Origin of the sequence: Chitinophaga silvisoli, from assembly GCF_003412465.1 — a bacterium.
In the GTDB taxonomy this organism is placed as follows: Bacteria; Bacteroidota; Bacteroidia; order Chitinophagales; family Chitinophagaceae; genus Chitinophaga; species Chitinophaga silvisoli.
Map to the genome: position 1 here is coordinate 573,595 of NZ_QTJV01000001.1, position 25,995 is coordinate 599,589.

Below are 25,995 nucleotides of genomic sequence, written 5' to 3' on the forward strand. Positions count from 1 at the left end.
GATGGAATTGAACAAGTACAGCAAAACGCTCACTCAGGACCCTACACAGCCTGCAACCCAGGCACAGTTGTATGGTATAGGCTTAACAGAAGAGGACCTAAAGAAAGCACAGGTGGGCATTGCCAGCATGGGATATGATGGCAACACCTGTAATATGCACCTGAATGAACTGGCACAAGAGGTCAAGAAAGGGGTCTGGGCCAATGATCTGGTCGGACTCACATTCCATACCATAGGCGTCAGCGATGGTATGACCAATGGTACACCAGGTATGCGATACTCGCTTGTCAGCCGTGACGTGATTGCTGATTCCATCGAAACTGTAGTGGGTGGCCAATATTATGATGGCCTCATCACTGTACCTGGCTGTGATAAGAACATGCCGGGTTCCCTGATGGCTATGGGCCGTTTAAACCGTCCTGCTATCATGGTCTATGGTGGTTCTACCTCTCCTGGTCATTATAAAGGAAAGGACCTGAACATCATTTCCGCTTTTGAGGCACTTGGCCAGAAAATGGCGGGTAACCTGGACGATGTGGATTATAAAGGTATCATCATGAACTCCTGCCCGGGCGCTGGTGCCTGCGGTGGTATGTATACCGCTAATACGATGAGCTCCGCTATCGAAGCCATGGGTATGAGCCTTCCATATAGTTCTTCTACCCCTGCACAGAGCGAAGCAAAAAGAGAAGAATGTAGAACAGCAGGTAAATATATCCGCCTGTTGCTCGAAAAAGATATCAAGCCAAGGGACATTATGACCTTCAAGGCTTTTGAAAATGCCGCTGTAGTGATTATGGCGATGGGTGGTAGCACCAATGCTGTGCTGCACATGATCGCGATTGCAAAATCAGTAGGCGTGAAGTTTACCATCAATGATTTTCAGCGTATCAGCGACAGCACACCACTGATCGCCGACCTGAAACCAAGTGGTAAATACCTGATGGAAGACCTGCACAAAATCGGCGGTGTTCCGCTGGTAATGAAATACCTGCTGAAAGCTGGTTTGCTTCATGGTGATTGTATCACTGTAACCGGCAAGACCATTGCTGAAAACCTGGAGAGCGTTCCGGACCTGGATTTCGAAAGCCAGGACATCATCGTACCGGTAGAGAAGCCGCTGAAAGAATCTGGTCACATCCAGATCCTGTATGGCAACCTGGCAGAACTGGGTTCCGTGGCTAAGATCACCGGTAAGGAAGGTGAGTTTTTCCGTGGTCCTGCAAGGACATTTGATGGTGAATATGAACTGATCGCAGGGATCACCAGTGGCCGTGTAAAGAGCGGCGACGTAGTGGTGATCCGCAATGTAGGTCCTAAAGGTGCACCAGGTATGCCTGAGATGCTGAAACCTACCTCCGCCATCATGGGTGTGGGCCTGGGTAAGAGCGTAGCACTGATCACCGATGGCCGTTTCTCCGGTGGTACCCACGGTTTCGTGGTAGGTCATATCACCCCTGAAGCTGTAGAAGGTGGTTTGATCGGCCTGGTAGAAGACAATGATATTATTGAAATTGACGCAAAACATAACACCATTAAGCTGGAAGTAAGCGATGAAGAAATCGCTGCACGCCGCGCCAAATGGGTAAAACCTGCCCTGAAGGTAAATAGTGGAGTATTATATAAATACGCAAAACTCGTTTCAAATGCAACAGAAGGATGTGTTACCGATGAAGCCTGAGGCGGCTACTAAGCCAGCAGCGGCTACTGCGGAAAAACTACATATAACCGGTTCCGAAGCCGTGATCCGCTCGCTGATTGCAGAAGATGTGAAAACCATTTTCGGCTATCCAGGTGGGGCCATTATGCCCATTTATGATGCCCTTTACGATTTTCAGGATGAGGTCCATCACATATTAGTACGCCACGAACAGGGCGCTACCCATGCTGCGCAGGGGTATGCCCGTACCTCCGGTAAGGTGGGTGTGGTATTTGCCACTTCAGGCCCTGGTGCTACCAACCTGGTAACCGGTCTGGCAGATGCTTATATGGATTCTACCCCCATGGTATGCATCACCGGTCAGGTGGCTGCCCACCTGCTGGGTACCGATGCTTTCCAGGAAACTGACGTGATCGGGATTACCATTCCTATTACCAAATGGAATATCCAGGTAACCCGTGCGGAAGATATCCCAGGTGCTATCGCCAAAGCATTTTACATTGCTGCCAGCGGTCGTCCGGGTCCTGTACTGGTAGATATCACCAAGAATGCACAGGTAGCTAAGTTCGATTTTGAATATAGCAAGTGTGAATATATCCGCAGTTATCACCCTGTTCCAAAGCTGAACAACGAAGCGGTGAAATCTGCTGCTGCCCTGATCAACGAAGCTAAAAGACCTTATATCCTGTGCGGACATGGGGTACTGCTGGCAGGCGCTGAAAAGGAGCTGATAGCCCTGTCTGAAAAAGCAGGTATTCCTATCGCTTCTACACTGTTAGGTCTCTCTGCCGTACCGGTAGATCATCCTAACTATGTGGGCTTCCTGGGTATGCATGGTAACTATGCACCCAACATCAAAACCGATGAATGTGATGTTGTCATCGCAGTAGGTATGCGCTTTGACGACCGCGTAACCGGTGATGTGACTAAATACGTAAAACAGGCAAAGGTAATCCACATCGAAATCGATGCTGCTGAGATCAACAAAATTATCACGGCAGAAGTAGGTGTACATGCGGATGCTAAAACTGCATTGCAGGCGCTGTTGCCACTGGTGAAAGCAGCAAAACACGATGAGTGGATTGCCGGTTTCAGGGAGGCAGATAAGCAGGAAGAAGAGAAGGTAAACCGTCGTGAACTGTATCCTACAGAGGGTGCGCTGAAAATGGCGGAAGTAGTACGCCTCATCTCTGAGCGTACAGCAGGTAAAGCAGTACTGGTTACGGACGTAGGTCAGCACCAGATGATTGCTTCCCGTTACTATCGCTTCAAGGATCCTAATACCAATATCACCAGCGGTGGTATGGGTACCATGGGTTTCTCACTGCCGGCTGCAATGGGTGCCAAGATGGGTGCCCAGGAGAAAGAGGTAGTAGCAGTAATTGGGGATGGTTGTTTCCAGATGACCTTACAGGAATTAGGTACGATTTACCAGTCACAGATTGGTGTGAAGATCGTGATCCTGAACAACAACTTCCTGGGTATGGTGCGTCAGTGGCAGCAGCTGTTCCATGACAAGCGTTATTCTTCAACCGAAATGACGAATCCTGACTTCGTACAGATTGCGAAAGGTTTTTACATTCCGGGCAAGAAGGTAACTGACCGTGCTGATATTGTGGCGGCGATTGATGAAATGATCAGCCACGATGGTGCTTACCTGCTGGAGGTAGTCGTAGAGAAGGAAGACAACGTATTCCCTATGGTACCAGCTGGTGCTCCAATTGCTAACATCAGGCTCGAGTAGTAAACCTTTTAACAACGAAGAATTATTATGCAAAAAGAATATACAATCACGGTATATACAGAAGACAGGATCGGTATCACGAACCGTATCACTGTTATCTTTACACGCCGTCGTATCAATATCACCAGTCTCACTACCGCACCGACGGAGATCGAAGGTGTTTATAAGTTCATCATCACTGTACTTGCTGAAAGATCACTGCTGGATAAAGTAGTTGGTCAGATCGAGCGCCTGGTGGAAATACACCGTGCATTCGTACACGATGAAGATGAAGTAGTGTATCAGGAACTGGCATTGTATAAGATATCGACAAAAGCATTGAAGAACGGTAGCATCGAAAAGCTGATCCGTGAAAATGCGGCAAGGATCCTGACTATTACAGACGAATACTTTGTACTGGAGAAGACAGGTCACCAGGAGGAGCTGATAGCGCTGCAGGCGAAATTGGCACCTTATGGACTGATCGAATATTCCAAAAGCGGTCGCGTTGCAATCGTGAAATGGAGTCGTCGTTTCCATGATCATTTGAAAAATCTGTCTGAACAGGAAGCAGATGATCTGGCAGAAGTGGATTATACGCACGGACAGCCAGGTTCACATCAGGCAGAGAGTATCTAATAAACTATAATCAATTCTTTGAGGTTGTAGCAAAAGTAAAATTTCCGGGATTTTATCCGGATCCCTGATGGAGAGAATCTTCTTTAATTGAATTCTAAAAGCCATCAAATTACTTTTGATACAACCTCAATTCTTATCTCAATCACATGTCTCAGGTATTAACAAGTGTTAATCCGCTCAATATTCTCGATGCAGCGGTGAAGTTGAAGCCAGTGGTGAACAGAACACCCCTGACCTATAGTCCAACATTGTCACGCAGGTACAATGCTGATATTTATCTGAAAAGGGAAGACATGCAGATCGTACGCTCGTATAAACTGCGGGGGGCCTACAACAAGATCAGCAGTCTGGAAAAAGACCTGCTGGCCAAAGGTGTAACCTGTGCCAGTGCGGGCAACCATGCCCAGGGTGTAGCGTATGCATGTCGTCAGCTGGATATTAAAGGTGTAATTTTCATGCCGATTATTACCCCCAAGCAGAAGGTGAACCAGGTAAATATGTTTGGCGGAGATAATATTGAGATCAGACTGGTGGGAGATACATTTGATGATTGTGCTGCCGAAGCACAGGCATTTACCAAAGCACATGGTATGACATTCGTCGCTCCTTTTGACGATCCCAAGATCATAGAAGGACAGGGTACAGTAGCTGTAGAGGTACTGGAAGACCAGTCACATATCGATTATATTTTTGTACCTATCGGTGGGGGCGGACTTGCTGCCGGTGCCGGTACGTATTTTAAAACATACAGTCCGCATACGAAAGTGATCGGGGTAGAACCTAAGGGAGCTGCATCTATGACAGCTGCACTGGAAAAAGGTGAGCCTGTGACACTGGAAGAAATTGAGCGCTTTGTAGATGGTGCCGCCGTAAAGAGGGTAGGTACGCTGAATTTCGAAATCTGCAAAGATGTGCTGGACAAAATGCACACGGTAGCAGAAGGTAAGATCTGTACGACCATCCTGAAATTGTATAATGAAGATGCAATCGTGGTGGAACCTGCGGGTGCCCTGTCTATTGCAGCACTGGACGATTTTGCAAAAGAGATCGAAGGCAAAAAAGTAGTGTGTGTGGTGAGTGGTGGTAACAATGATATTGACCGCATGCAGGAGATCAAAGAAAGGTCATTGCTGTATGAGGGGCTTAAACATTACTTCATCATCCGCTTTGTACAGCGTCCTGGCGCACTGAAAGAATTTGTGAATCATGTGCTGGGTCCTGATGATGATATCACTAGATTTGAATTTATCCAGAAGCATAATAAAGAAACAGGTCCTGCCCTGATTGGTGTGGAGCTGAAAAAGAAGGAGGATTACGATATCCTGGTGGCAAACTTTAAGAAGTACGGTATACATTATACTGCACTGAATGAGGACGATAACTTATTTGGTTATTTAGTATAAGCGATCGCCACATAACTGGTAACAAGAAATTAACCTCCTGTATTACGCAGGAGGTTTTATTTTGCCCCTTTTAATTACATTTAGATAAATAATTCCGGAAGATGAGCAATCTCATGCGCGCAGCCCTGCTGCGGGAATTTGGCCCCGCCAGTAACCTGACTATCGAAAAAATACCGGTACCCCTGCCGGCTGCAGGTCAATTACTCATAAAAGTACGCGCCGCAGGTATCAACCCTGTTGATTATAAAACCCGTACAGGCAAAGGTCTGCCTGCCAAAGAACTGGAGCTTCCTGCCATCCTGGGATGGGATATAGCGGGAGAAGTGGTGAGTCTTGGAGAAGGTGTAAGCCGATTTGACAGAAATGAACGTGTGTTTGGAATGAGCAATTTCCCACATGCCGGCAATGCATATGCGGAATACGCAATAGTACAGGAGGATGAATTTGCCCTGATACCAGCTTCTGTAAGCAATGAGGTAGCTGCTGCAACACCACTGGCTGCACTGACTGCCTGGGAGGCACTGTTTGACCAGGGAGGTCTTAGTGCCGGACAAAAAATACTGATTCATGCAGCTGCCGGTGGTGTAGGCCATATAGCAGTACAACTGGCCAGGTGGAAGGGGGCGTATGTGGTGGGTACTGCTTCGCAGCAGAATCATGGTTTGCTGAAGGAACTGGGTGTGGATCTGGCACTGGACTATAAAGCACAGGATTTTGCTGCCGCCGTAAATGATATGGATGTAGTGCTGGATGGTATTGGTGGAGAGAACTCACTCCGCTCTATAGATGTATTGAAACCCGGAGGCGTGTTGATATGCCTGCCTTCCATGTATAAAGATGATCCGGCCATTCTTGCAAAAGCGGCTGCCAAAAATGTGCGGGTAAAGTGGATGGTGGTAAGTCCGTCAGGTGAGAGAATGGAGCAGGTGGCAGCCTTGCTGGCTAGTGGCGATCTGAAAGTAAAGGTGGATCAGACGTTCCCGCTGGAAGATGTGGGGAAAGCGCATGAAGCGGTGGAAACAGGTCATGTGAGCGGCAAGGTAGTGCTGGTGATCTAAAAGATATTTATATGCTCAGCTACTGGGAAAAACAATCTCTTCTTCAATACGATTACATAATAGCCGGCAGTGGTATCGTGGGTTTATCCACGGCGATCAGTCTGCGCGAAGCGCAGCCGCAGGCCCGTGTACTTGTATTGGAGAAGGGGGTGTTGCCCACGGGGGCGAGTACAAAGAATGCAGGTTTTGCCTGTATCGGAAGTTTGACCGAGTTGCTGGCGGATCTGCGGGATATGCCTGCTGATGATGTACTGGCCTTGCTGGAGTTAAGATGGAAGGGATTGCAGGCATTGCGGCATCGTATAGGCGATCAAAACATGGATTACAGGGAGAACGGGAGTTATGAGCTGATCGGAGAGCAGGAACTCCCGGCCTTGTCAGAAATTGATCGCATGAATGAGTTATTGCGGCCTTTGCTGGGTGGGAATGCATTTACGTATGTACCCAATGAATTTGGATTTAGTGCTGATTATGTAAAGGGGCTGATTCGGAATAATTATGAGGGAGAGCTGCATACGGGGAAGATGATGCGCAGGTTGATTGACCTGGCCTTGTTTTATGGTGTGGAGATAAAAACGGGTTGCACGATCAGTGAGATCATTGAAAAGGAAGACACCATACAGGTATTAGTGGGAGAATATGTTTTTGAGGCCAGGCAATTAGGTATTTGTACCAATGCTTTTACAAAAGACATCCTTCCTGAGCTGGATGTGGTGCCTGGCAGGGGGCAGGTATTGATTACCGATCTAATACCCGGGCTACCATTTAAGGGCATCTACCATATGGATGAAGGCTATTATTACTTCCGTGAGCTGGAGGGGCGTGTCCTCTTTGGGGGAGGTCGTAATATGGACTTTGCCGGAGAGCGAAGCACGGCTTTTGAATTAAATCCCAATATTCATACAGAACTGGAAAACCGTTTACGCCATATTATTTTGCCGGGTTTTTCGTTTAATATTGCTGACCGCTGGGCGGGCATCATGGCTTTTGGCCAGAACCGGCAGCCGGTAATCCGCCGTCATTCAGCCCGAATCGCGCTGGGCGTAAGAATGGGCGGTATGGGCGTTGCAATTGGAACGGCTATCGGGGCACAACTGGCCGATATCCTTATAAGAGAATAACCATGATCAACTCCACCCACTGAAATAATTTTTAAATGTAAATTTTACGTTTAATAAAAATGTTACTATATTGACCAACATTTATTTTATACCACGTTGATTTTATGCAAAAGAGTTTACAATTCCTCGATTATGTCGTCTTTTTGGTGTATTTCGCGATAGTTGCCGGTTACGGTATATATATCTACCAGAAAAAGAAACGAAAAACTACTGACTCCAAAGACTTTTTCCTGGCAGAAGGATCCCTCACATGGTGGGCCATTGGTGCTTCCCTGATTGCATCCAACATCTCCGCGGAGCAGTTTATTGGTATGGCCGGTTCCGGTTTTAATATAGGTTTGGCAATTTCCACTTACGAATGGATGGCGGCTGCTACCCTCATTATCGTAGCTGTGTTTTTCCTCCCTATTTATCTGAAAAACAAGATTTATACGATGCCGCAGTTCCTGCTGCGCAGGTATAATCAAACGGTGAGTACCATTATGGCGGTGTTTTGGTTGCTGCTTTATGTAGTGGTGAACCTGACTTCCATACTGTACCTGGGTGCCCTGGCGATCAACACCATTTCAGGAATTGACTTTAATGTTTGTATGATCCTGCTGGCTGTCTTCGCGGTGTTTATTACGCTGGGAGGTATGAAGGTGATTGGTTATACAGATGTCATCCAGGTGTTTTTCCTGATCCTGGGTGGTCTGGCTACTACTTACCTGGCCCTGAACCTGGTATCAGAGCACTTTGGGACAACTGGTGTATTAAATGGGTTCCACCTGATGACAGAACATGCCGGTGATCACTTCCATATGATCCTGGACAGAAAGGATCCTCATTACCTGGATCTGCCTGGGTTGTCTATCCTGGTAGGTGGTATGTGGATTGTAAATTTAAACTATTGGGGTTGTAACCAATATATTACGCAGCGTGCATTGGGTGCTGATCTGAAAACAGCGCGTTCCGGTCTGCTGTTTGCAGGTTTCCTGAAGCTCCTGATGCCACTGATCGTGGTAATACCTGGTATCGCTGCTTATGTATTGCACAGCCGCGGTTTGTTCCAGGCAGAGATGGTGAAGGGTGGTGAACTCAATCCTGACAATGCTTACCCGGTGTTGATGAACCTGTTGCCAATCGGTATGAAAGGGCTGGCTTTTGCTGCGCTGACTGCTGCGGTAGTAGCTTCCCTGGCTGGTAAGGCAAACAGTATTTCTACCATCTTTACACTGGATATCTACAAGGAACACTTTGCGAAGAATGCAGATGAAAAGCACGTGGTGCGTACTGGTAAAATTGTAGTGATCGTAGCCATGATCCTCGCCATTATCATCTCTCCGTTCCTGGGTATTGATAAGAAAGGCGGCTTCCAGTTTATACAGGAATACACTGGCTTCGTATCTCCGGGCATCTTTGCGATGTTCCTGCTGGGATTCTTCTGGAAACGTACTACTTCAGGAGCAGCCTTGTTTGCGATGATCGGTGGTTTTGCACTGTCTATCATCCTGAAGTTCCTGCCAGGTTGGGCTGATCTTTCCGGTTTGAGTGGCATCGGATTCTCCGTACCTGCAGCAAACGGTGTGTATGAAATTCCGTTCCTGGATCGTATGGGTATTGTATTCGTAGTGTGCGTGATTGCAATGATCCTGATTTCACTGGTTGCCCCTGCTAAGGTGAAGGTAGCTGGTGCTGAGGTAGTAGATGAGTCCAAAGGGCTGGAAGTGGATCCTTCTATGTTCAGGACTTCAATGCCATTTGCAATTACAGCGATTTTGATTTGTGGTATCCTGGTAGCATTATATACCATTTTCTGGTAAGAGATTTTTGATAAGAGGTTGTATCTATGATACAACCTCTTCTTTTTTATAAACCTGCAAGCGTTATGAGGTATACGATTGGTTATGATATCGGATCGTCTTCAGTGAAGGCAGCCCTGCTGGATACTGATACAGGCAAATGTGTGGCTACGGCGATCAGCCCTGCCCAGGAAATGCCTATGCATGCCCCGGTGGCGGGATGGGCAGAACAGGACCCTGAGATGTGGTGGCGGGAAGTTCAGCATGCGACAAAGCAATTACAACAAATTCACCCTTTTGAAGGATCGGCTGTAGCAGGGATAGGTATTGCCTATCAGATGCATGGGCTGGTATGTGTGGATAAGGACCAGCAGGTATTGCGTCCTGCAATTATCTGGTGCGATAGCAGGGCTGTTGAAATAGGAAATACGGCTTTTGAGAAGCTGGGTCCTAACTGGTGCCTGCAATATCTTTTAAACTCCCCCGGAAATTTTACAGCTTCTAAATTACGTTGGGTGCAGGAGCATGAACCTGGCATCTATGAGCGCATTGACAAGGTGATGCTCCCGGGCGATTTCATTGCTATGCGCCTGACGGGTGATGCAGCGACTACCATCTCCGGTTTGTCCGAAGGAATTTTCTGGGATTTCAGTATGCACCAGGTATCGCCGGTGTTGCTGAAACATTATGGTATCAGCGGGAAGCTGTTATCCAATGTAGTACCTACGTTTGGTGTACAGGGCAAGGTGACTGCGCAGGCAGCGGCTTTGCTGGGAATAGCAGCAGGTACGCCGGTTACTTACCGTGCGGGCGACCAGCCAAACAATGCTTTTTCACTGAATGTATTACAGCCTGGCGAAGCGGCGACTACCGCAGGTACTTCGGGTGTGGTATATGCAGTGCATGATCATATTGCATTTGATGAACAAAGCAGGGTAAATACTTTCGTACATGTGAATGATACGGCAGCAGCGCATCGTAATGGTGTGTTAATGTGCCTGAATGGTACAGGTATTCTGAACAGCTGGATGCGCAACCTGGTAGGCAAGCCATCTTACGAAGAGATGAATGCACTGGCAGCTGTGGCTCCTGTTGGTTCACGTGGGTTAAAGATCTACCCCTTTGGCAATGGGGCAGAGCGTATACTCGCGAATAAGGAAATTGGTGCGGAGTTCAAAGGCCTCAACTTCAATATTCATGGCAGGGAGCATATGCTGCGGGCGGCTCAGGAAGGAATTGTATTTGCGCTGAAATACGGTATGGATATTATGCAGGATATGGGATTGCAAATTAAGCGGGTAAGGGCAGGGCATGCGAATATGTTCCTGAGTCCCTTATTCAGAGAGGTATTTGCAAATACTGCCGATGTGGTGATTGAGTTGTACAATACGGATGGTGCACAGGGGGCTGCGAGAGCGGCGGGTGTAGGAGCAGGATTGTATGCGGTGGAAGATGCGTTTAAGGGTATGGAGTGCCTGGCTACGATAGAACCGGAGACGAATAGTGCATATAAAGGTATTTATGAGGAATGGGTAGAGGGTCTGAAGAGAATTATTTAGTTATTAACTGCTTTGGATTGTAATTCTACTCTTGAGGAATTGAATTTTACTTTCAAAGACACACACACATATATTACACGTTAGGATCAAAAAAAACATTGACAATGAGCATTACTTTAGGAAACAAGGAATACTTCAAAGGCATTGGTAAGATTGCCTATGAAGGTCCTCAGTCAAACAATCCATTTGCTTATAAATGGTATGATGAGAACAGAAAGATTGGTGGTAAAACCATGAAAGAACTCTTCCGCTTTGCGGTGTCTTACTGGCATACCTTCTGCGGAACTGGTGGCGACCCATTCGGTCCTGGTACCAAAGAATTTCCATGGCTCACCGCTCCGGATGCTGTGCAGAGTGCAAAAGACAAGATGGATGCAGCGTTTGAATTCATCACCAAACTGGGTCTTCCTTACTACTGCTTCCATGATGTGGACCTGGTAGACGAAGGGGCTAACATTGCTGAATATGAAAGCCGTATGCAGGCAATCGTAGAGTATGCAAAAGAAAAACAAAAAGCCAGTGGTGTAAAACTGCTCTGGGGTACAGCGAATGTATTCAGCAATCCCCGTTATATGAACGGTGCCAGCACTAATCCTGACTTTTCTGTAGTGGCGTACGCAGGTACACAGGTAAAGAACTCCATGGATGCAACCATTGCACTGGGTGGGGAAAACTATGTATTCTGGGGTGGCCGTGAAGGTTATATGACCCTGCTGAACACCAACATGAAGCGTGAGCAGGAACACCTGGCACGATTCCTTGGCATAGCGCGTGATTATGCACGTAAACAGGGTTTCAAAGGTACTTTCTTCATCGAGCCTAAACCTTGTGAGCCTACTAAACACCAGTACGATTACGATTCTGCAACTGTAATCGGTTTCCTCCGTCATTACGGTCTGGACAAGGATTTCAAACTGAATATCGAAGTTAACCACGCTACGCTGGCGGGACATACCTTCCAGCATGAACTGCAGGTAGCTGCCGATGCCGGTTTCCTGGGTAGTATTGATGCGAACCGTGGTGATTACCAGAATGGCTGGGATACTGACCAGTTCCCAATGAACCTGAATGACCTGATCGAAGCAATGCTGGTGATCCTGGAAGCTGGTGGATTTGCAGGTGGTGGTGTGAACTTTGATGCGAAAGCACGTCGTAACTCTACAGACCTGGAAGATCTCTTCCATGCACACATCGGTGGTATCGATACATTTGCCCGTGCTGCGATCGTTGCAGAAAAGATTCTGGAGCAGTCTCCTTACAAACAATTCCGTAAAGACCGTTATGCATCTTTCGACAGCGGTAAAGGAAAGGAATTCGAAGATGGAAAACTGACATTGGAAGATTTGCGCAGTTTTGCAATTGCTAACGGCGAACCAAAGATGATCAGTGGCAAACAGGAATGGTTAGAAAATATCATCAATCAGTATATCTGATAGTCATTTTATTTTTTACATGAATAGCTCCTGCCGCGTGGCAGGAGCTATTTTTTTTAAGTAGAAGCGCTGTATCGCTGTCAGTTTTAATTGCCCGCAAAGTTTGCGTAACTTGGAAGTATGTGCGGCCGGGGCGTGCAACACCTGGTCGGTAACGACACTATTGCAAACGTAAACTGATATAGCGCTATGTTTTCTATTCAATCTATCCATCAGGCAGGGTTCGATATCATTGCTCTCATAGATGGTGATACCGGCACACAGGCAGAAATCATCCCAGCACACAGTGCATTGTTGCATGCTTTCAAAATACCGCATGGCGAAGGTTTCCTGAACGTCATTGATAGTTATGAAAGCCTGGAAGATTATAAGGTAAACCTGCCTGAATATTACAAAAGCGCGAAACTGAGTCCTTTTGCATGCCGTATTCCTGCAGGTACTTACCGCTGGGAGGAGCAGGAATATACTATCGGGAAAACACTCTCTACGTCTGGCAGCGCCATTCATGGTTTGCTCTACGATGTACCGTTTGAGGTAGTCAGTAAGGAGGCCAGTGAAAAAGGTGCTGTGCTGACATTGCGCCATACTTATACAGGGAATGATGCGGGTTACCCTTTTCCTTATGACTGTGAAGTAAAATATCACCTGGAACCAGGCCAGCAGCTGCGGATCTCTACTTTTATACTGAATAATGCTGAAGTGGCGATTCCTGTCATGGATGGCTGGCATCCTTATTTTAGTACAGGAACTCCTGTCGATGAGCTGGAATTGCAATTTGCTTCGGAACAAATAGTAGAATTTAATGCGCAACTGATACCTACAGGCAATGTATTGCCCTATGACCGTTTCCTGGAAGCGCAAAGTCTGGCCGGAATACCGCTGGACAACAGTTTCCTGCTGGATTTCAGCAGGCATAGTGCCCTGGCCACCCTGCGGGATCCGCGGAAGCGGGTATTGATTCATTTTTTCCCTGAACCCTGTTATCCGATTTTACAGATTTATATCCCTGCTCACCGCAACAGTATTGCGATAGAGCACCTTACCGGTGCGCCAAATGCCTTTAATAACGGCATGGGGCTGGTGACCCTGGAACCGGGGGAAGAGAAGGTATTTAGTACAGCCATCACAGCAGTAGCCTATTGATAACTGGCATCCCCTCTGGCATAGTCTTTGGATTTTGTAAAGCATTGTTTCACCCAAAAAAGTTAATGTTATGGATACTTTACAAATTAAAGGTGCCTGGAACGAGATTAAGGGCAAGATAAAGCAACAATACGCAGACCTGACAGATGATGATCTGCTGTATGAAGAAGGACAGGAGGACCGTCTGATCGGAAAGATCCAGCAAAAGCTGGGCAAGAGCAGGGATGAAGTTATTAAAATGCTTAAATCTGTGTAAAATGGGAAGTCTCTTATATATCATTGCAGTAATACTTATTATCGGTTGGTTGTTAGGCTTCTTCGTATATTCCGCAGGTGGATTAATTCACATCCTGTTGGTGATAGCTATAATAGCCATTCTTTTACAGGTGATAAGAGGTGCCAGTTGAGTTATCTTGCTTTACTGTGGCAAAATAATCATGCAAAATCCTCCTGGCAACGGGGGGATTTTTTGTTTTTTTTAAGGAACTTGGTGGAATAAACAGAACAGATATATGAAACGATTGCCCTTATTGCTCCTGCTGGTACTTTGCAGTTTACTGGCAGAAAAGAGCCAGGCACAGGTTACCCTGACCGGTACGATTGTAGACAAGGAGAATGGATTGGTTTTACCATATGCTAGTATTACAAACAAGACCACCGGGCGAAGGTCCTATTCTGATAAGGGCGGTTTTTATAAGATATCAGCGAAAAAGGGTGACATGGTGGTGTTTGGTTTCCTGGGGTACAATCCGGATAGTCTGGTCGTGAGTGCGGAAACTGGTACTGAGACAAGGGAGATCCACCTGGTAGTAGAGAGCAGGCAATTGCATGGGGTAGAGGTGACCACGAAGTATACGCCTTACCAGCTGGACTCTATCAACAGGCGTGATCAGTTTGGGTATATCCTGGATAATCCCAACAAGCCGCTGGCAGGTGGCAGTACACCGGTAGGCGCAGGGATTGTATTTAGTCCGTTTACCAGGTATTCAAGAAAGGAGAAACAGAAGCGTGAGTTCAAGAAGATTTATGCGAAGGCGGAGAAAGATAAATACATCGATTCAAGGTATACACCATTATTTGTGAGCAGGGTAACGAGTTTGAAGGGGGATAGCCTGAAATTGTTTATGATGGAGAATTATCCGGATTACGATACCCTGAGGATGATGCCGACGGAAGACCTGATGTATTGGATTACGGATAAGTACAAGGCATGGAAGAAGAAGTAGGGTTATAAAGGAAAGAAATTTATAAAAACCCATAAAAGGGTCTTTGGGCTTTAAGTAACAAAGATCTTTTTATGGGTTTTATCATTACCAGCCTATGGTTTTATAAATAAAGAACGGCCACCCTGAATCCAGAGTGGCCGTTTTGGTTGCAGAGGCCAATAGAAAAAATATTTTATCAGTTGTATACTTTAACCATATATACGAAATCTTCCAGTTTTTTGATCTGCTCTACGCGGGTCAGGTTTTCCAGACGATTCTTGTGATTCCATTTACCCATTTTCTCTTTAGGCATTTCTTCCAGCAGGCGCTTCAGCTGTGCTGATTTCACTGCAAAGGCGATACCGTCGGCAGTAGTTTGTTTTCCTGTTACGATACCTACTATATCACCTTTTGCATCCATCAGTGGTGCACCACTGTTACCCGGATTTACAGGAATGGATACCTGGTAAGCGGCAGAGTCACCGTTGAAACCGGTTTGAGCGCTGATATAACCTTCTCCATAAACAATCTCATCACGGGGATACCCCAGTGTAAAGACCTTCTCGCCACGCAGGGCTTTCTGGAACTTTACGGAGTAAGGAATAGGCTGGCTTCTGAAGGTGCTGTCTGTAATCTTTAAGATGGCCAGATCGCTTGAAATGTCTTCGAATACGCTGGTAGCTTTGTAGGCTTCACCTTTTGTATTCTGGATATAGATAGAGTCTGCACCGGCTACTACGTGGTAGTTGGTAACCACATAACCATTATCGGTAATGGCAAAACCTGTGCCTCCGTAAGTGCCGGGGTTGGCAGGTACACGCTTCTTATTGTTGATATCGTTGATAAGGGCGTTCTGAGAGCGCTGTATATTGTTGAGCACTCTTCTTACATCCTCATATTGAGCGGTTGTTTTCTGCCTGTTTGCCTTCTGGATGAGGGCAATGGTAGTAAGTGAGGTAACGAGTGCGATACATGCTGCAGCAGCAACGTTTGTCAGCAGCCTTCTGCGGAAGGAGATGACTCTGGCCGGGGCAGGGGTAGCTGCATTGCGCAGCATGTCCATATCGAGGGAGGCATGGATCTGGTCCATTTTCTCCTGTAGCGCCAATCTGCGGCCGTAACTTTCCAGCTGTGCCGTAATGTGCTGATGGGCTTTCAACTGCTCATTTACTACCGGGTCGGACTGGCATAACTTTTCAAATGCAGCTTTTTCCTGCATATTCATGTCGCCTTCCAGATAGCGTTCAATGTCACGTATTAAATTTGAATCATTCATCGCCTGTAAACCACTTTGCGGGTCCTGTGCCGGGCCCTATAATTTATATTTATCAAAAAAGAGTTTCTTTAACCGCATCAGGCACTTATACTTCTGGTTCTTCGCATTTTCAGCGTTGGTGTACCCGAATTTCTCTGCAATATCCGCCATAGAGAGTTTCCTGATATAGTAATCTTCCAGGATGGTTTTGCAGGGTTCTCCCATGCTACCCATAGATTGCTCCATGATGCGGAACTGTTCGTCCTTTTTATCATGGTCTTCCATGTGGTTGTCTGCCGGTAATACTTCTTCAAGTTCGTCCGGCAGGGAGAGTTGCCAGCTGCCTGACTGGAGCTTTTTGAGCCAGAGGTGGCGGCAGATGGCGTATAAATAGGTCTTGAGCTTACTATATAGATCGAATTCACTTGTCTGTGCTTTCTCATACAGTACGATCATGGCCTCCTGGAAAAGATCTTTCGCATCATCCTCAGAACCCTTGTGCTGTAGTACCATCCTTAATACTGCTGGAAAATTTTCCACGTAGATGGTAGACAGCGCTTTATCGTCATTCCGGGTCAGTCCCAGTAATAATTCCCGATCCCTTTCTATGTTCAGATTATGCTTCACTTATTAATACTATTATATCGCTTTGGTAACCCAAAGTAGGGGAAAAAAAATAAGTTTTCAGCCAGATGTTAGATGCAGGCTGCAATCTTTTTTCATATAAACTTATAAATTATATAATTAAAAACCTTGCCCATAGGGTGTTTTATAGGAAAAAGAGATTTTTTTAAAAATATTTCTGAAAAGCTGGGTTACCTTTCTTCGAACCAGGTATAAAGAAGAAACAATATTTCAAAAAACCTAAAAAATAAAAAAATGAAGAACGCACTGAAAATTGGTTTCTTAGCTCTGGCTCTGGGTGTATTTGTAACTGCTTGTGGCGGTGGCGCTAGCGAATCTGCTACTGATTCAACTGCTGCTGCAACTACTCAGAACATTGATTCAGTTGCTAACGCTGCTAACGATTCAATCGCTGCTAAAGCTGATACCGCTAAGGCTGCTGTTGATTCAGTTGCTGCTGCTGCAAAAGATACTGCTGCTAAGCACTAATCTTTACCTGACAAAGCAAATAATAGCTTTTTATATACCGCTCTGCAACCGCAGGGCGGTTTTTTTTTACCTATTGGGGCAGCCAGGCCCTTCTTTTTGAATAAATCGTTGAAATTGTGCCTGTTTATTGAATAGAATATAATTTTTTACAAAAGTGCTTGGACAATTCAAATCCTGATGTATTTTTGTTGGGCAATTCAGCAAATTATGATACAGCAAACAACCTTTGGTTACTTTTATGGTTTCTACTTTTTCTGGTACCAGAATTAGGGAGGTCGTTTGTAGTACTTAAACATAAAAAGAAACTAACAAAAAGGCCTCCCGATAAGGGAGGCCTTCTTTTTTTCTAATAACTTGATCTATGTTACGTCGTTTCAGTCTTTACTTCTTTTACTTTTTTTACTTTTTCTTTTACGTCGTAAAGGCCGGGACTCTTTTGTAAAAAATGCACTAAACATATAACTGCACTTAAAAGGGTCCCGGCTCAACCGGGGCCCTTTTTCATTTTATCCGGTAGTTGTTGTAGCAACTATCAAACATAAACAAACCACAATAAGATGCACATCGCAATTCAGGGATTCGAAGGGTGTTTTCACCAAATAGCGGCACAAGGATACTATGGAAAGGATATAACGATCGAATGTTGTGCTTCATTCGCAGAATTGATTAAGAAAGTAAAAACGCAGGTAGCTGATGCGGGTGTGATGGCCATCGAAAATTCGATTGCCGGAAGTATTCTTCCAAACTACACGCTGCTGAAAAACTCAAATCTGCATGTGATAGGAGAGATCTACCTCCACATCAAGCAGCATCTGATGGCATTACCTGGTACCGCACTGGAAGATGTAAGGGAAGTACATTCCCATCACATGGCGCTCCTGCAGTGTACTGACTTCCTGGACAAGTATCCTGCTATGAAGCTGGTGGAAACTGAGGATACCGCCCTGAGTGCGAAGCATGTGGCTACAAAGAAACTGAAAACTACAGCGGCTATTGCCGGCAAGCTGGCTGCTGAAATTTATGGTCTGGAAATTATTGCACCAAACATCCACACCATCAAGAACAACTATACCCGCTTCCTGGTTATCTCTCCAAATGGTGTAGAGCCTGCGGAAGATGCCAACAAAGCATCTGTATACTTCCAGACGTCCAACGAATCTGGTACCCTGGCAAAAGTGCTGACACAGGTAGCAAATGCAGGTATTAACCTGAGCAAACTGCAGTCTTTCCCAATGCCTACCAAGGAATGGAATTATTATTTCCATGCCGATTTCGAATTCGAAGATCTGGCTACTTTCCAGAAAGGCATCAGCAAAATCACGCCGCTGACTGAACATCTGAAAGTGCTCGGCATCTACAAGAAAGGCAAAACATTATAATCCTATTTTTCAATCATACGATATGAACTTACAGGTAGCAAAAAGGCTGCAACAAACAGAAGAATACTACTTCTCCAAAAAGCTGAGAGAAATAGATGAAATGAACAGGGCTGGTGCCAAAGTGATTAACCTTGGCATTGGTAGTCCTGATCTGCCCCCGCATCCTTCTGTGATCGAGGCGCTGACTGAAAATGCTCATCGTCCTGATACGCACGCCTATCAAGGGTACAAAGGGATTCCGGCACTGCGCCAGGCAATGGCCGGCTGGTACCAGCGCTACTACAGCGTGGCCCTGGATCCTGAGAAAGAAGTACTGCCACTGATCGGTTCCAAAGAAGGCATCATGCACATCTGCATGACCTACCTGCAGGAAGGTGATGAGGCCCTGGTACCCAATCCGGGTTACCCCACTTACCGCTCCGCTGTGAACCTGAGTGGTGCTACTGTAAGAGACTATGACCTGGAAGAAAAAAATGGATGGTTGCCTGACCTGGATGCGCTGGCTAAAACTGATCTGAGCAAGGTAAAGCTGATGTGGGTAAACTACCCGCACATGCCGACCGGTGCCCGCTTCAACACGGCCTTTGCTGAAAAGCTGGTTAAATTTGCCAGTGAGCATAATATCCTCATCTGCCACGACAATCCTTACAGTTTTATCCTGAATGCACAGCCGCAAAGCCTGTTGCAGACCCCGGGAGCAAAGGATGTGGTGCTGGAACTGAACTCCCTCAGCAAATCGTCTAACATGGCGGGATGGCGCGTGGGGATGCTGGTAGGCAAACAGGAATGGATTAATGAAGTACTGCGCTTCAAGAGCAATATGGATTCCGGTATGTTCCAGCCATTGCAAATGGCCGCTGTAAAAGCACTGGAACTGGGGCCTGAGTGGTATGCTGAACTGAATGAGATTTATACAGGCCGCCGCAAAAAAGTATTTGAACTGCTGGAATTGCTGAACTGTACTTTCGATCGTGACCAGGTAGGTATGTTCGTATGGGCTAAGATACCTGCAGATGCAAAAGACGGATTTACAGTTACGGATGAAATTCTGCAGAAAGCACAGGTATTTATCACGCCGGGTGGGATCTTCGGTAGTAACGGGAACGGATATATAAGAGTGAGCCTTTGTAAAGATGAAAAAGTATTTGACGAGGTGCTGCAAAGGATCAGGGCAATTAAATAAACAGACAAACGTATGATCGTAACGATAGTAGGTACTGGTTTAATCGGTGGATCGCTGGCCATCAGCCTGAGATCAAAGGGGGTAGCCACCCACATCATCGGTGTGGACCAGAACGAAGACAACCTTAAAAAAGCGCAGGAGCTCAATATTATCGATGAGGGAGCAAGCCTGGAAGCAGCGATGCAGCGATCCAAAGTAGTGATACTGGCGATACCTGTAGATGGATTGCTGAAAGTGCTGCCTTCGATTCTTGACAACGCGGGGCCACAACAGGTGATTATGGATGTGGGCTCTACAAAAGAAAAGATCCTTGCACTCGTAGCCGGTCATCCCCACAGAGGTCGCTTTGTAGCTGCCCACCCGATGGCCGGCACGGAGTATTCCGGCCCTGAAGCAGCTATACCAAACCTGTTCACCAACAAAACCATGGTGCTGTGCGATGTGAAAAACAGTGATGAAGATGCCGTAGAAATTGTTGAAGATATGATAGACAAATTGCAGATGCGCCTCGTATATATGAATGCAGAAGAGCATGACCTGCATACTGCCTACGTATCGCACATCTCTCATATCACCTCCTTTGCCCTGGCGCTGACTGTACTGCAAAAGGAAAAGGAGCACGGACGCATCTTTGAACTGGCAAGCGGTGGTTTTGAATCTACCGTACGTCTGGCTAAAAGCTCCCCTGATATGTGGGTACCCATCTTTAAGCATAACCGTCATAATGTGCTGGATGTACTGGATGAACATATCCACCAGCTGCAACAGATGAAGGACCTGCTGGAGAATGAAGATTATGACGCTTTTTATAAACTGATCCAGAAATCAAATAAGATCAGGAAGATTCTGAAATAAGTAATCAATCGTTCGTGGGCTATAGTCGATGGCTCATAGTAACAAACCAATAATCAAATCAAACACTATGGACTATCGACTATAGTCTGTGGACTAAAAAACTACAACGATGGTATTAGCAAACATCCTCTCCAACACAAAGTTCTCTGATCCGGGCTCAGACAAGAAGCCGTTGATCATCTCCGGCCCTTGCAGTGCAGAAACTGAAGAGCAGGTAATTGAAACCGCACAGCGCCTGGCAAAGACAGGTAAAGTAGATGTACTGCGTGCTGGTATCTGGAAACCACGTACCCGTCCGGGATCTTTCGAAGGTATTGGTGTACAGGGGCTGCCATGGTTACAGAAAGCGAAAGCCCTGACTGGCCTGCCGGTAGCAGTGGAAGTAGCGACTAAACAACAGGTAGAAGAAGCGCTGGCACATGATGTAGACATTTTGTGGATTGGTGCACGTACCACTGTAAACCCCTTCTCAGTACAGGAAGTAGCTGATGCGCTGAAAGGTGTGGATACAACTGTATTGATCAAGAACCCAATCAACCCTGACCTGGAACTGTGGGTAGGTGCTGTAGAGCGTGTGCGTAACTCCGGTATCACCAAGATAGGCCTGATTCACCGTGGTTTCTCCAGCTATGGCAATACTGAATACCGTAATGCTCCAATGTGGCACCTGCCAATCGAAATGAAGCGTCGTATGCCTGAACTGCCAATCGTTTGTGACCCCAGCCACATCGGTGGTCGTCGTGACATTCTGCAGGAAATCGGTCAGGAAGCAATCGACCTGGATTACGATGGTCTGATGCTGGAATCTCACATCGATCCTGACAAAGCATGGAGCGATGCGAAACAACAGGTAACTCCTGAAAGACTGGCAGAAATTTTGGATGGTATCAAATGGCGCCACGAACGTACTGACGTAAAAGAATTCAACTCTGCACTGGATAAGCTGCGTGGTCAGATCAACCAGATCGATGATGAAATTCTGCTGCTGCTGGGTAACCGTATGAAGATTGCTGAGAAGATTGGTCTTTACAAGAAAGAAAACAACGTTACCATTCTGCAGACAAACCGCTGGAATGAAATCCTGGAACGTGGTATTGCAAAGGGTGATAAACTGGGTCTGACCAAAGATTTCATCCTGAAATACTTCGATGCAGTTCACCTGGAGTCCATCAACAGACAGAACAGAGTAATGAACGAAGGAAAATAGTGGCGTCCTGAGCAATCAGGCACAACCATAAATTATATATGAGAACATTATCTTACCAGTTCCAGCATAGTGCTACCAAATATTACCTGGGAGAAAGCCTCTACCAGCTGGGCAATTACGCCGATCCATCCCGTACCGTACTGGTAGTGGATGAGAATGTGGATAAACACCATGGAATGAAATTGCAGGGTTGGAGGAAGCTGGTGATTCCGGATGGAGAAGAGAATAAAAGTGAGGAAGTACTCGAACAGATTATTGATGGGCTCATAGAGCTGGAAGCTGACCGCAAGACGATGCTCGTAGGTATAGGTGGTGGCATGACTACGGATTTAACGGGTTATGCCGCCAGCATATACATGCGCGGGATGCGGGTAGGTTTTGTACCTACTACATTGCTCGCACAGGTAGATGCATCTATCGGAGGCAAGAATGGGATCAACCATGGTAAACATAAGAACATGCTGGGTACTACCAGGCAACCTGAGTTTATCCTGTTTGACTACTCACTGCCACTGACTATGCCTGACGAAGAATGGCATAATGGTTTTGCGGAGATTATCAAGTATGCCTGTATCCTGGATGCAAGTTTGTTCACTTACCTGGAAGAAAACCGGGATAAGGCCATGCAAAAGGATCCTGCCGTTCTGGAGTACCTGGTGGAACGCTCTGTGGAGCTGAAGACCAAGGTAGTACTGGAAGATGAATTTGAGCAGTCATCCCGCCGCTGGCTCAATTTCGGCCACACCCTGGGGCATGCAGTAGAAAAAATTGAGAACATCGCCCACGGTAAAGCCGTAGCTATCGGGATGGTGGCAGCTGCCAAGATCTCGGAAAAGTTATCTACTTTGCCGGTGGAGCAAACCAACCGGTTGATCAGGCTGATCAATGATTACCAGCTGCCGGTGACCCTTACTTCGAACAAGGAGGAGATGTATGATATCTTCAAACTGGATAAGAAGCGGGAAAAGGATGCGATCAATTTTGTGCTGCTGGAACAGGTAGGTAGCGCGCATACAAAGGCTGTACCGCTGGCAACGCTGAAGCAGTTGCTGGAGGAGCTATAAACAACCAAACACACACATGCAAGTAACAATATTACCCGGCAGCATCAATGGCACCGTAACAGCCAATCCTTCCAAAAGCGCTATGCAAAGGGCAGTAGCCGCAGCGTTGCTGAGCAATGGTAAAAGCATTATCCGGAATCCGGGTTTGAGCAATGACTGTCTCGCAGCACTGGATGTAGCCAGCAAACTGGGTGCAACTATCAACCGCCAGGAAGATTATATCGAGATCAGCAGCAATGGTATTCACCCGGTACAATCTGCCGGTAACGAAATCAATTGTGGAGAATCGGGTTTAGGTATCCGCATGTTTACCCCGATCGCTTCTCTTTCTCCACTACCTATTACCATCAATGGTCATGGTAGCCTGACCACCCGGCCGATGAACTTCTTCGAAGAAGTTTTACCACAGGTGGGTGTAAAGATCAGCACCCTCGAGGGCAAGCTACCTTTGCACATTCAGGGCCCCCTGCAGGCTAAGAATATCACGATCGATGGTTCACTCAGCTCACAGTTCTTAACAGGCTTGCTGATGGCCTTTGGTGCTGTTGCAGAGGATGTAACCATTACTGTGAAGGATCTGAAAAGTAAACCATATATCGCCCTTACCCTGCAGCTGATGCAGCAGTTTGGTGTACAGGTGAAAGAGGAAAACTTTGAGCGGTTCTCCTTTGGTAAGAAACAGGCATACAAAGCCGGAGAATATACTGTAGAAGGCGATTGGAGCGGTGCAGCGTTCCTGCTGGTAGCTGCTGCGGTAGCTGGTAAGGCAGAAGTACACCACCTCAATACACAGTCTGCACAATCTGATAAAGCGATTCTGGAAGCACTGGAAAAAGCAGGCGCTGGTCTGATGCCAGGTGTATTCACTGTGAATGTGGAAAAGCAGCAGTTGAAAGCGTTTGATTTCGATGCGACTGATTGTCCTGACCTGTTCCCTCCGCTCGTAGCGTTGGCAGCTAACTGCGAAGGCACTACGAAAATACTGGGCGTGAGCAGACTGGCACATAAGGAAAGTGACCGTGGTAAAACTTTACAGGAAGAATTTGGTAAACTGGGTATCAGCATTGAACTGCATGGCGATGAAATGCTGGTGCATGGAGGTACGGGTATCACAGGTGGTACCGTTCGCTCTCACAACGATCACAGGATTGCGATGGCATGTGCAGTAGCTGCACTGACGGCGAGTGGTCCGGTAGTGATTGAAGATGCGGAGGCGATTAATAAATCTTATCCTGAATTTTATGAACATTTGCAGAAGTTAGGCGGTGTGGTAAAAAAGGAAGGAGCCACCAGTCAGGTACATTAACACGACATTGATAAATCAGCATACTAATGAACAGTTTCGGTAGATTATTCCGGGTGAATGTTTTCGGTGAGTCGCATGGCGCTAGTGTAGGCGTGAATATTGACGGTGTACCGGCAGGTATTCCGCTGAAGCAGGAGGATTTCCTGCCAGATCTGGACAGGCGCAAGGCGGGCGCTAAAGGCACCACACCCCGTAAGGAAGATGATCTGCCTTACATAAAATCCGGCGTTTTCAATGACCATACTACTGGTGCGCCGATTACAATTTTGTTTGAAAACAACAATACCCGCAGTACTGACTATGAGAAGCTGCGTGAGTTTCCACGTCCTGGTCATGCGGACTTTGTAGCTACGCATAAATATGGTGGCTTTGAAGATTACCGTGGTGGTGGTCACTTCAGCGGCAGGCTCACACTGAACCTGGTAGCGGCAGGTGTAATTGCCAAGAAGATTCTGGGTGACAGCATTAAGGTCACTGCAACTTTGAAAGAAGTAGCGGGATTGCCTGATGCAGAAAAGGGACTGGAAGCGGCAATTGCAGCGAAAGACTCTGTAGGTGGTATTGTAGAATGCGTGGTAGAAGGCTTGCCTATTGGATTGGGAGAGCCATTCTTCGACTCGGTAGAATCTACTATTGCGCATGCGGTGTTTGCTATTCCTGCCATCAAAGGCATTGAGTTCGGTGCTGGTTTTGCAGCGGCGAAGATGAAAGGAATAGAACACAATGATGCGATCCTGGATGCAAGCGGAAAGACTGCTACCAACAATGCAGGAGGGGTAGTAGGAGGTATTACGAACGGGAATCCACTGGTATTCCGTGTAGCGGTAAAGCCAACTTCAAGCACGCCTAAGGAGCAGCATACCCTGAATATTAAGAGTGGACAGGTAGAGGCATTTAGTGTGAAGGGAAGACATGATCTGTGTATAGCGCTGAGAGTACCGGTGGTGCTGGAAGCAGTAGCCGCAATGGCGCTGGCAGACCTGATGATGATAGAGCAGCGAAGCCCGAGAATCTGGAAATAAGTTATTAATAAAAAGAGGTTGTATCAAAAGTAAAATGTCCCGGATTTTATTCGGGGATCTGACGGAGAGGATTTAATGTAATTCTCAATGCCTTCAGGTTACTTTTGATACAACCTCTTTTTTATTTATTATTTCTCGATGCCTAATAATTCAACATCAAAAATCAGTGCGCTGTTTGGTCCGATCTTCGGTCCTGCCTGGCGCTCACCGTAAGCCAGCTCAGAAGGAATAAACAACCTCCATTTGGAACCTACAGGCATCAGCTGCAGTGCTTCAGTCCAACCTTTAATTACTCCACCCACAGGGAAGGAGATTGGCTGACCTCTTTCTACAGAACTATCGAATACAGTACCGTCAATCAGTGTACCATGATAGTGTGTCTTCACCTTATCTGCGGCGGTAGGTTTTGGACCATCACCTTCTTTCAGAATCAGGTATTGTAAACCGCTAGGCAGTGCAACCACCCCTGGTTTAGTCTTATTCTCTGCCAGGAATTTTTCACCTGCTTCTTTGTTCTTTTGCATCTTTTCCGCTTTTATCTGTTGGAGATAATTACTAATACTCATATTTGCTGTTTCTTTTGCCAGTAAGGTAGTGTCCTTCAGTGCATCCTCGATGGCATGCTTCAGTACGTTCAGGTTCAGGCTGTCTAATCCCTGTGTCTTCAGGGTATTTCCGATATCCTGACCGAGGCCGTAGCTTACTGTATCGATTTTAGTTTGCAATAAAGGTGCCGCAGGAACAACAGTTTGCTCCTTGCCTTTGTTCTTTTTAGATTTTTTTTGCGCAAATCCATTCAGGGAAATGACGCCGAGTGCTCCCAGTAGAAGGGCTTTTTTGATCATAAAATAGTAGTTATCAATGGTAATGGACTTACGAAATTTAC

Annotated in this window: 24 protein-coding genes; 21 read left to right on the forward strand and 3 right to left on the reverse strand. The window is 46.4% G+C overall.

Annotated features, from left to right (window positions below; translation table 11 throughout):
* Window position 1: 1 nt before the first annotated feature.
* The 13 genes from ilvD to DXN04_RS02455 all read left to right on the forward strand — a co-directional run bounded on the left by ilvD (window position 2) and on the right by DXN04_RS02455 (window position 14,746).
* Window positions 2–1,681: a dihydroxy-acid dehydratase gene (gene ilvD / locus DXN04_RS02395; protein WP_116851703.1), complete on the forward strand. Its 1,680-nt coding sequence runs from the start codon at window positions 2–4 to the stop codon at window positions 1,679–1,681.
* Window positions 1,647–3,404 carry a biosynthetic-type acetolactate synthase large subunit gene (gene ilvB, locus DXN04_RS02400; RefSeq protein WP_317128893.1) on the forward strand — a complete coding sequence of 586 codons (1,758 nt, stop codon included), beginning with the start codon at window positions 1,647–1,649 and terminating at the stop codon, window positions 3,402–3,404. Before ilvD ends, ilvB begins: the two co-directional genes overlap by 35 nt.
* 27 nt (window positions 3,405–3,431) lie before the next feature.
* Window positions 3,432–4,022 carry an acetolactate synthase small subunit gene (ilvN, locus tag DXN04_RS02405; RefSeq protein WP_116851704.1) on the forward strand — a complete coding sequence of 197 codons (591 nt, stop codon included), beginning with the start codon at window positions 3,432–3,434 and terminating at the stop codon, window positions 4,020–4,022.
* Window positions 4,023–4,168: 146 nt separating this feature from the next.
* On the forward strand, window positions 4,169–5,425 hold the full coding sequence (gene ilvA / locus DXN04_RS02410; RefSeq protein WP_116851705.1) for a threonine ammonia-lyase IlvA: 1,257 nt from the start codon (window positions 4,169–4,171) through the stop codon (window positions 5,423–5,425).
* Between the two features lie 101 nt (window positions 5,426–5,526).
* Window positions 5,527–6,483: an NADP-dependent oxidoreductase gene (locus tag DXN04_RS02415; protein ID WP_116851706.1), complete on the forward strand. Its 957-nt coding sequence runs from the start codon at window positions 5,527–5,529 to the stop codon at window positions 6,481–6,483.
* A gap of 11 nt (window positions 6,484–6,494) precedes the next feature.
* Window positions 6,495–7,604, forward strand: a complete 1,110-nt coding sequence (locus tag DXN04_RS02420) for an NAD(P)/FAD-dependent oxidoreductase (protein ID WP_116851707.1) — start codon at window positions 6,495–6,497, stop codon at window positions 7,602–7,604.
* A 104-nt stretch (window positions 7,605–7,708) separates the two neighbouring features.
* Window positions 7,709–9,406 (forward strand): sodium/sugar symporter, encoded by a 1,698-nt coding sequence (locus tag DXN04_RS02425; RefSeq protein WP_116851708.1) that lies wholly within the window; start codon window positions 7,709–7,711, stop codon window positions 9,404–9,406.
* 65 nt (window positions 9,407–9,471) lie between these two features.
* Window positions 9,472–10,944, forward strand: coding sequence for a xylulokinase (locus tag DXN04_RS02430; RefSeq protein ID WP_116851709.1), 1,473 nt, complete (start codon window positions 9,472–9,474; stop codon window positions 10,942–10,944).
* Window positions 10,945–11,048: 104 nt separating this feature from the next.
* A complete protein-coding gene (xylA, locus tag DXN04_RS02435) occupies window positions 11,049–12,377 on the forward strand; it encodes a xylose isomerase (protein ID WP_116851710.1) in 1,329 nt (442 codons plus the stop codon).
* A 189-nt stretch (window positions 12,378–12,566) separates the two neighbouring features.
* Window positions 12,567–13,520 carry an aldose 1-epimerase gene (locus DXN04_RS02440; protein WP_116851711.1) on the forward strand — a complete coding sequence of 318 codons (954 nt, stop codon included), beginning with the start codon at window positions 12,567–12,569 and terminating at the stop codon, window positions 13,518–13,520.
* A 70-nt stretch (window positions 13,521–13,590) separates the two neighbouring features.
* On the forward strand, window positions 13,591–13,776 hold the full coding sequence (locus tag DXN04_RS02445; RefSeq protein ID WP_083721418.1) for a CsbD family protein: 186 nt from the start codon (window positions 13,591–13,593) through the stop codon (window positions 13,774–13,776).
* Between the two features lies 1 nt (window position 13,777).
* A complete protein-coding gene (locus tag DXN04_RS02450) occupies window positions 13,778–13,927 on the forward strand; it encodes a lmo0937 family membrane protein (protein WP_116851712.1) in 150 nt (49 codons plus the stop codon).
* A 105-nt stretch (window positions 13,928–14,032) separates the two neighbouring features.
* A complete protein-coding gene (locus DXN04_RS02455; protein WP_116851713.1) occupies window positions 14,033–14,746 on the forward strand; it encodes a carboxypeptidase-like regulatory domain-containing protein in 714 nt (237 codons plus the stop codon).
* Window positions 14,747–14,921: 175 nt separating this feature from the next.
* Here the strand turns inward: DXN04_RS02455 and DXN04_RS02460 are convergent, their stop codons facing one another.
* A complete protein-coding gene (locus tag DXN04_RS02460) occupies window positions 14,922–16,001 on the reverse strand; it encodes a S1C family serine protease (protein WP_116851714.1) in 1,080 nt (359 codons plus the stop codon).
* Window positions 16,002–16,037: 36 nt separating this feature from the next.
* A complete protein-coding gene (locus DXN04_RS02465) occupies window positions 16,038–16,607 on the reverse strand; it encodes an RNA polymerase sigma factor (protein ID WP_116851715.1) in 570 nt (189 codons plus the stop codon).
* A gap of 252 nt (window positions 16,608–16,859) precedes the next feature.
* On the opposite strand from DXN04_RS02465, the gene DXN04_RS02470 reads away from it, so the two are divergent.
* From DXN04_RS02470 to DXN04_RS02505, 8 genes are all read left to right on the forward strand, one after another.
* Entirely contained in the window at window positions 16,860–17,093 is a 234-nt protein-coding gene (locus DXN04_RS02470) for a hypothetical protein (RefSeq protein ID WP_116851716.1), read from the forward strand.
* A gap of 557 nt (window positions 17,094–17,650) precedes the next feature.
* Window positions 17,651–18,472 (forward strand): prephenate dehydratase, encoded by an 822-nt coding sequence (locus tag DXN04_RS02475; protein WP_116851717.1) that lies wholly within the window; start codon window positions 17,651–17,653, stop codon window positions 18,470–18,472.
* A 22-nt stretch (window positions 18,473–18,494) separates the two neighbouring features.
* Window positions 18,495–19,655 (forward strand): pyridoxal phosphate-dependent aminotransferase, encoded by a 1,161-nt coding sequence (locus tag DXN04_RS02480; protein ID WP_116851718.1) that lies wholly within the window; start codon window positions 18,495–18,497, stop codon window positions 19,653–19,655.
* Window positions 19,656–19,667: 12 nt separating this feature from the next.
* On the forward strand, window positions 19,668–20,510 hold the full coding sequence (locus DXN04_RS02485) for a prephenate dehydrogenase (RefSeq protein ID WP_116851719.1): 843 nt from the start codon (window positions 19,668–19,670) through the stop codon (window positions 20,508–20,510).
* A 109-nt stretch (window positions 20,511–20,619) separates the two neighbouring features.
* A complete protein-coding gene (locus DXN04_RS02490; protein ID WP_116851720.1) occupies window positions 20,620–21,717 on the forward strand; it encodes a chorismate mutase in 1,098 nt (365 codons plus the stop codon).
* 38 nt (window positions 21,718–21,755) lie between these two features.
* The gene (aroB, locus tag DXN04_RS02495; RefSeq protein ID WP_116851721.1) at window positions 21,756–22,781 is read left to right on the forward strand and encodes a 3-dehydroquinate synthase; all 1,026 of its coding nucleotides are present in this window, start codon (window positions 21,756–21,758) and stop codon (window positions 22,779–22,781) included.
* Window positions 22,782–22,797: 16 nt separating this feature from the next.
* A complete protein-coding gene (aroA, locus tag DXN04_RS02500) occupies window positions 22,798–24,087 on the forward strand; it encodes a 3-phosphoshikimate 1-carboxyvinyltransferase (RefSeq protein WP_116851722.1) in 1,290 nt (429 codons plus the stop codon).
* 26 nt (window positions 24,088–24,113) lie between these two features.
* Entirely contained in the window at window positions 24,114–25,109 is a 996-nt protein-coding gene (locus DXN04_RS02505) for a chorismate synthase (RefSeq protein ID WP_116851723.1), read from the forward strand.
* Between the two features lie 128 nt (window positions 25,110–25,237).
* Here DXN04_RS02505 and DXN04_RS02510 read toward each other — a convergent pair whose 3' ends face one another.
* Entirely contained in the window at window positions 25,238–25,954 is a 717-nt protein-coding gene (locus tag DXN04_RS02510) for an FKBP-type peptidyl-prolyl cis-trans isomerase (protein WP_116851724.1), read from the reverse strand.
* Window positions 25,955–25,995 lie beyond the last annotated feature (41 nt).